8 protein-coding genes are annotated in these 6,826 nt (G+C 46.0%); 7 read left to right on the top strand and 1 reads right to left on the bottom strand.

Annotated features, from left to right (window positions below; genetic code table 11):
- On the bottom strand, positions 1–63 hold a 63-nt coding region (locus tag ACOTX5_RS23100; RefSeq protein ID WP_001676991.1), incomplete at its 3' end, for an IS1 family transposase.
- Positions 64–139: 76 nt separating this feature from the next.
- On the opposite strand from ACOTX5_RS23100, the gene ACOTX5_RS23095 reads away from it, so the two are divergent.
- The 7 genes from ACOTX5_RS23095 to ACOTX5_RS23065 all read left to right on the top strand — a co-directional run bounded on the left by ACOTX5_RS23095 (position 140) and on the right by ACOTX5_RS23065 (position 6,471).
- A complete protein-coding gene (locus ACOTX5_RS23095) occupies positions 140–529 on the top strand; it encodes a hypothetical protein (protein ID WP_000035942.1) in 390 nt (129 codons plus the stop codon).
- A gap of 236 nt (positions 530–765) precedes the next feature.
- A complete protein-coding gene (locus ACOTX5_RS23090; RefSeq protein ID WP_001107529.1) occupies positions 766–954 on the top strand; it encodes a hypothetical protein in 189 nt (62 codons plus the stop codon).
- A gap of 32 nt (positions 955–986) precedes the next feature.
- On the top strand, positions 987–1,238 hold the full coding sequence (locus ACOTX5_RS23085) for a hypothetical protein (protein WP_000115760.1): 252 nt from the start codon (positions 987–989) through the stop codon (positions 1,236–1,238).
- Positions 1,239–1,640: 402 nt separating this feature from the next.
- Positions 1,641–4,031, top strand: a complete 2,391-nt coding sequence (locus tag ACOTX5_RS23080) for an Ig-like domain-containing protein (protein WP_171963454.1) — start codon at positions 1,641–1,643, stop codon at positions 4,029–4,031.
- A gap of 433 nt (positions 4,032–4,464) precedes the next feature.
- Positions 4,465–4,935, top strand: coding sequence for a hypothetical protein (locus ACOTX5_RS23075; RefSeq protein WP_000170639.1), 471 nt, complete (start codon positions 4,465–4,467; stop codon positions 4,933–4,935).
- Positions 4,936–4,984: 49 nt separating this feature from the next.
- Positions 4,985–5,281 (top strand): type II toxin-antitoxin system RelE/ParE family toxin, encoded by a 297-nt coding sequence (locus tag ACOTX5_RS23070; protein WP_000581857.1) that lies wholly within the window; start codon positions 4,985–4,987, stop codon positions 5,279–5,281.
- 44 nt (positions 5,282–5,325) lie between these two features.
- Positions 5,326–6,471, top strand: coding sequence for a hypothetical protein (locus tag ACOTX5_RS23065; RefSeq protein WP_000339750.1), 1,146 nt, complete (start codon positions 5,326–5,328; stop codon positions 6,469–6,471).
- Positions 6,472–6,826 lie beyond the last annotated feature (355 nt).

The following is a 6,826-nucleotide window of genomic DNA, read 5'->3' as shown; positions in this document are numbered from 1 at the left end:
GCCGTTACGCACCACCCCGTCAGTAGCTGAACAGGAGGGACAGCTGATAGAAACAGAAGCCACTGGAGCACCTCAAAAACACCATCATACACTAAATCAGTAAGTTGGCAGCATCACCCAAGCCGCGTATGATGAGCTGGTGGCACAGGCCAGAATAAACCGCGCTTTACGCTGGTCTGACTATGGCGTTGAACGCGATATGCCCGTACCAGAGGTCTCGGGGGAATACCAAAACGGCTGGAGCTTCAACACCGCCACTGGCACTGTTTATCCGACATGGAGCGGAACTACGGTTCACGGCACACGGGAAGAGGGAGAGGTTGTCGATGCAACCTCCCGCCGCATGCGAGGCATGAATGGTAGCCAGAACGGCATACCACAATACAGCACCAAAGAACGCGCCCTGAAGGCATTACGCTGTTCGCTTGAAATCAAGTTTGCCATGCAGCTGGATGCCATAGATAAAGCTATCGCAAAAGAAATAGAGCTGTCCACCGCTCGCCGGGAGAGCGATACATCAGATGCCTAGCGGTAAACCATCAATTCAGGCCCGTGATCAGAGGGGCCTTAACGCCCTGAAAGAGGCGGTTCCAGCGACGGCACAACTACAGATGCGGGTTACCCCTGAACGTAAACTGCGTTACGTCAATCAGGCAAAGGCCGAAGGTCTGGGTCTAACAGACTGGGTCCAAAAGCATATGGATAACGTGTGTGATCTGGCAGGCCAGCCTGAAATAACCATGTACAAAGATGATGGAGAAACAAGTGGCCAAAAATAACAACAGTCTCAAACAGCATGTCTTCAATATGCTGTCGGCTGGCAGCGAACTTAAAGAAGTGAAGCGTTTTCTCACCAGCAAGCGAGTTAAAGCCCGCCTGGCAGTGTCAATGATCCACGAGCAGGCGATTGCTGTGCAGAACACTGAATACCAGAATTATCCGGCTTATAGCTAACTGGTAACAACAATTACAGAGAGATACTTAAAATGAGCGTAAACCCAGAATACACCAGGGTTCAGCATGTCCAGATTATTCGCGAGCGAGATGGGCAGAAGGAAGTTGTTCGAGTCTATGATGAAGATGGCGACGTGGTTCTGTGTTTACCTGCCTACATTCAGGATGAGGAAATAAATCTTATTCTGCGCCGGTTGAATGACGTATATTCAGTCGGATATCGTGTAGGTGATGCAGCCCGCCGCCGCGCCATCAAAAAAGCGCTGGGGGATGATGAGGAGTAAGGCCATTTTTACTGGCAAGATATCTGTATACCGGAGTCTTTAGAGTACGTTCTAATGGCTCCGGATTATTAATACTGTTTTACTCATGCAATAAAAAGCAAACCAAAATTCTTTCGCTAATTCATTTTTAAATGCTCAAATCATTAAATGTAAGGAGCGTTATTTATCAATAGGTATGGCGTTCTTAATGGCTATTAAGCTAGTTCTGCTTTCGCTTGCTTCTGGAAATTAGGGAAACCTAATTTTACCCTATCAAAAAGTAACTTTTCTGGTTTTGTTGCATTCACGTAAACAAAAAAAGTCCCGCCGGGCAGAAAAGAAAAACATCAAAAATAGCTATTTTCCCGAAAAGATCACGAACACTGAAAAAGTATCATGGGGAACCTGATCAGGAGACAACCCATGAAAATCAAACTAGCCCTGCTTATTGCATATGCAGGTTTCAGCGCAGGAGCTTCCGCTGAAATCGCAGAATTCAGCTTTAAAGATACCCTGAACGTTAAAAAGACCGTATCGCCTGCATCCGTATGGATTAATCCGGTAACGAGCTTTGACGTTGCCGTTATTTCCGGTCTGGACCGTTATATTACGCTCAGTCTGCTGAAAAGTGACGGGAGCCTCATCTGGAGCACGAAAAGCAGCCTGGTTACCGTTGATGACCGTACCACATCTTCGACAGGCTTTGATTATTACGGCAAGACTCTGACCGTACCAGCGATGGGAGAAGATAGCTTCACCCTCAGAGAGGTGATTACCGACTTGCAAGGGAAGGAGGTCTCCCGGCAGGATTACCCGCTTGCAATTGACCGAACGCCTCCGGCAACGGGTACCATAAGTTATACGAGAAATGGGTGGAACTTTGGCAGCGAAGCGATCTTCACTTCAGTACCAGCCGGTATGCAGTACGCCAGCGTCCAGGCACTGGTCTTTAATGGACTGAGTGATAAAGGTTCCGGGCTTGCTAATGCTGAATATTTCATAACCGATGCCGCTGGAGTGGAGCGTAAAAAGCCAGCGGAAATTAATACAGTGGAAGGTAGCGTAACCGTTCAAGTCGCCGACGCAAGCAGCAATGCCCTGGCACCGGAAAACCGCTCTGAATATAAAGTGGGGATCTACCTTTATGACAAAGCGGGAAACAGGAGCGAACTAAGCCGCCGAAGCGTAATTGATCGGGTTAAGCCTGACGATATCATCCAGGTGCAGGACGCCACTACCGGATCATGGGTCTCCTATCAGTCTGGCATGACCGTCTTCCAGAACCCTATTTCCGTACGGGTATTAAGGAAGAAAAGTGACTTTACTGCTGTTAACGGTTCCAAATATGGCTGGGCGGACTCGAATTTCCAGACGTCCGATAGCACTTATAATATCTATACTTTCAAATACATATATCCAAATGTGGGGGATACTTATCATGAATTTCAGACTCTGGCGGGAGGAGTAAGACGAATTCATCATAACTCCCTCAACTTCACTCCAGCCCCGGCGATGGAAATAGCCCCGAAGATAGTGGCTAAAGAGATGTACCGGAGTGATACCAGTGAGTGGTTAACTCAGGCCTCAATCAGCGTTAAAACCGCCACCATTAGCCGCATAAAGGTAACCGCAGAACCCCGACCATACGTGCAAAAGTTCAGAACGGTAAAAAATGCAGCCTGGTTCTGCACTATTCCTGTCGGACAAAGTTCATGCGAGATGACGGTTAACTTCAACTACACCAGTGACAAAGGATTTGAGTATCTGCATCTTTACTCGGGAAAAGATGGTGACAGCATATTCGATGCGCTTGCTGGTAATTTTACGGTTATCTGGGATAACAACCCACCGGTGGTTAATGTCGCTCAGGTAAACAAGGCCTCCAAGACAATCACTATGACGGCCACCGATAATGATCGCGTCAACGCCTGGAACATCAGCTACTGGGATACCAAAGTTTTCGAAGCCACCCTTAAAAATGCCCGGGGGGAAACTTTCACCCTGAAGCCTGTGACTGTCAGTGAAAGCGATTATAAAACCAAAAACGCCACTTTCTCATACGCTGGTCTACCGGACGGGGATTATACGGTTGTTAGCGTGTCTGCCACGGATCTTGTTGGAAACACAGGAACCAAAACGCTTAATGCACCGCTGAAAATTGACTCAACGCTTCCGGTTATTGCGTTCAGCTTTAATGGCGCAGACGCAGAAGGAAAACTGGTTAAAGGGCTTGAGAACCTACGCATAAGCGTTACTGATGCCTCTGGGGATGCTTCCCTGATATCGCTTCAGCTCGCTGGTGGACCTAACTCTGAAAAGGTCACCCTTGCATTCACGCCGCTATCCAAGGATGTCTTTATTCCTGAATACCCCAGAATCTTCCCCAATACTGACGAATCGGGACAGATGTATCATCTGGAGGCTCTGGCTATTGACGAATCAGGTAACCGGACCACTAAAACGCTTAATTTTACCTACCAGCCAGCTAACCTGATTATGCTGGATAATCTCAAGACGCTGGCCACAGCCGTAGCACTGAAAGCAACGGACAACACGCCGCTGGCCATCATCCGAACCAGTGTGTTGCGTCGTCAGGACGGTTCTATCATTACCGGACAGTTAAACGGAACCCTGACTGTTCAGAAAAACGCCCAGTTCGGCGTTACGGTTGCCGGAGTTACGGTCCAGCCTGGTGAAACTAAATCGCTGTCACTGGATCTTGGTAATGGTGAAGAGCGCACATATCCCGTTACTCCCGCTGTAAGTGGTCAATCTGGCACGGCCACATTTGCTATAGAATTCCCTCAAACATAAACCCTACACAAGGGTACGGTAGTATGCCGTACCCTGTTACGCCATCCTCAATGTAAAATGTAGAGTTGAGCATGACTTAATTATTACTTTCTCATTAAGTGTCTCTTAAACTGCAAACGGGAAAGTAATATTCCCGAGACGGGAAGGACTCCTTCCTTTTGGTTATAATCTATGATGCTAAACTGTGTAATTACACCGGAACAATGTCCTCGTTTAAATCGCTGGCACCAGTACATGATTTATCCATGAATGCTTTTTGATGCAATTTTACTTCAGAATGCTCTTAATTTTTTAAACAAATTATATTTGAATCCTTCGTGTATAAATTTGCAGACCCTCTCTCAATGTTTTTTTAAAATGTTTACTCTCAGGTTATTAGCCAGTAGATTCATTCTGTCATGATTACTCCAGAACTAACCGGAGGAATCACATTATGACCAAATATTATGATCGCAGTGGAATTGAAATCTCCAGCGCAAAAATCCGCTGTGTTGATTCTGTAAAAGGTACTGCGGAATATACTTTTCGTATTGTTTGCGATAAATGCAATGGGCGGGGAGAGCGTAAGCATTTTTATAGAAGTCGCTGTATGGCTTGTAAAGCCACGGGTTACAGCCTCGAAACGACCCGTACTGCTTACACGCTGAATGCGCTGTACCGCATTAATGCGCAAGCTGCCCGCAAAGTGTCAGCATCCCTGCAAGACGAGCGTTTAAGGACTGAAAGCGCCCACAGTTCTGCGTTCACAGCATGGTGCAGGTCTCATCAAAAAATGGTTGATGCAATCACCCAACAATCCAGTAGTAATAATTTTCTGGAAAGCCTTAAGTCTTCTTTAACCCACCAGCGTCAGTTAAGTGATAAGCAGCTGGCAGTTGCCGCCCGCATTTTAGGTATTCATTAATTCAAAGCCCTTTTAATTTAATTTTAAGGTCAATTATTACGGAGGAACTATGATCCATTCATTTAAAGACAGACGGCTTGAAAAGTTCTTCCGTAATGGAAAAACAACGGCAGGTATTCCTTCTGAAATTATTAACGCAATTCTGTGTCGACTTGAAACGCTGGATAATGTCCAGAGTGAGCGGGAGTTATTATCCAACAGCTTGCGTTATGAACGCTTAAGAATGACGTCAAACCGTTATTCCTCCATTCGAGTAAACTCTAAGTATCGATTATTCTTTGAATGGAATGATGGCGCACATAATGTTCATTTGTCTGCACATGACTATAAATCGCTCATCCATTAAGGTTAAAAATGAAGCTATTTTCAATTTCATCCCGGGATACAAGCATGGACGCGATGTTTTATATCCAGGCCAGTACTAAACAACAGGCAAGTTACATATTTAGTACCCTTTCCCCGAAGCCTACTGCGAACTGCCAGCTTACAGATTTGCAGAATGAGACGGTCGTCCCTTCCATAAGCCCTATTTCGCTTTCACTTAACCCCTGGTCGATCAATTCCCAGTCCCGAACCCGGGAACTGCGTATGGCCACGCATGGTCTTAACCTGATCTGTGCAGTCACGGATGAGCATACCCGTCAGATAGTTGACTTTTGCGATAACCTTGGACAGCAGCTTAAGGATCCGGACGACAAAAGCGCCTGGGTTAAGCTCATTAATTCTGAATGCGCTTTGCTTAATTCTCCGCGTCTCTATCCCGTTCTGCTTGAGCCGGATACACCGGCACAATTTGAAATCTTTGTGCCAGCTCCGGAAGATGGAGAACACGACACGGTCATAGCCAGCGTTGTTAAAGAATGTTTCGGAGATGAATGCCGGTACAGAGTAACGGACAAAGCTTTTGCAATGTCGGAAAAGCCAGTCATCAGGCTGGAAGCTCATTTCAATGACAAACGCGAAAAGGTTTTAGAACTGACCTTTTCCTGTTTCAATCTTTCACTCTCAGCGTCCGTGCATGAAAACCAGCTACGTCAGATTTTGTTACTTTGCGAAGACTTTGGCGTAAGGCTTCAGGGTAGAGCAGGGGCATCCTGCCACGTTAATATGCGCAGTGCTTACCGTCGTCTTGCTCATGTTGGCACCGGCTCTCGCCCAGGTGATGACAGTGATGTGCGGGTCTATACCTCGTTAAAAGAAGAAAAAGATGTTAAGAGGCTGCTTGATAAGTCAACCAGGGGAAGTGAGCTTGTACCGGCGAGGCACGGGCAGCAGTTTAACGGGGTCTTAGTGAATGCCACACCCGCATCGGCCACTACTGGTTTCATTTACCTTTCGCATGATTTTCCGGAAGGCCAGTTTATGATGACAGCCGAGGTGTTGCATGTTGGAATTACACCAGGCGGTATTTACTACATTGAAACACTGGACGGTTACCGGTTTATCGTGACAGCGTTTGAGAAGGGATTAATGAACGGTTTGAGGGAGTTTATAGCTGCAAATGAGGAATATTTTAAGTATTACCGCTGGTCTTAGTATCTGAGCTGAAACCGGTAGGCCAGGGAAGGCAACCGGGAAAATGCAATTTAACCTGATCCTATACCTACGACTATCTTTATCCACTTATAATAGCCTCACCAAATTATAATGCCCGATCACCGCATTTGCTTAAACCTCACATATTCTTCTTATGCTTCCCCTGATAATCTACGACCGAAAGACAAAGGAAAGTGAATACGAAATAAGATTTATGAGCACATAAAAGTTACTTTTCCTTGGTGGCACATCACAAACATTGTGGGTTTCATAATCCTTTTTGTTATTTAAAAAGGATGTGTTCAATTCTAATTAAAGGTGGTATTTTTTTTGAAAGTTTGCTGGGAGGTTATTA

This window comes from Enterobacter cloacae complex sp. IR5441, assembly GCF_049238215.1.
Taxonomy (GTDB): domain Bacteria; phylum Pseudomonadota; class Gammaproteobacteria; order Enterobacterales; family Enterobacteriaceae; genus Enterobacter; species Enterobacter hormaechei_C.
The sequence above is the reverse complement of the archived record's forward strand: the minus strand, read 5'-3'. Positions and strand labels throughout refer to the sequence as shown.

Coding starts and splice junctions, on each gene's coding strand:
- ACOTX5_RS23085 (WP_000115760.1), top strand. CDS start 987: ATGAGCGTAAACCCAGAATACACCAGGGTTCAGCATGTCCAGATTATT.
- ACOTX5_RS23080 (WP_171963454.1), top strand. CDS start 1,641: ATGAAAATCAAACTAGCCCTGCTTATTGCATATGCAGGTTTCAGCGCA.
- ACOTX5_RS23075 (WP_000170639.1), top strand. CDS start 4,465: ATGACCAAATATTATGATCGCAGTGGAATTGAAATCTCCAGCGCAAAA.
- ACOTX5_RS23070 (WP_000581857.1), top strand. CDS start 4,985: ATGATCCATTCATTTAAAGACAGACGGCTTGAAAAGTTCTTCCGTAAT.
- ACOTX5_RS23065 (WP_000339750.1), top strand. CDS start 5,326: ATGGACGCGATGTTTTATATCCAGGCCAGTACTAAACAACAGGCAAGT.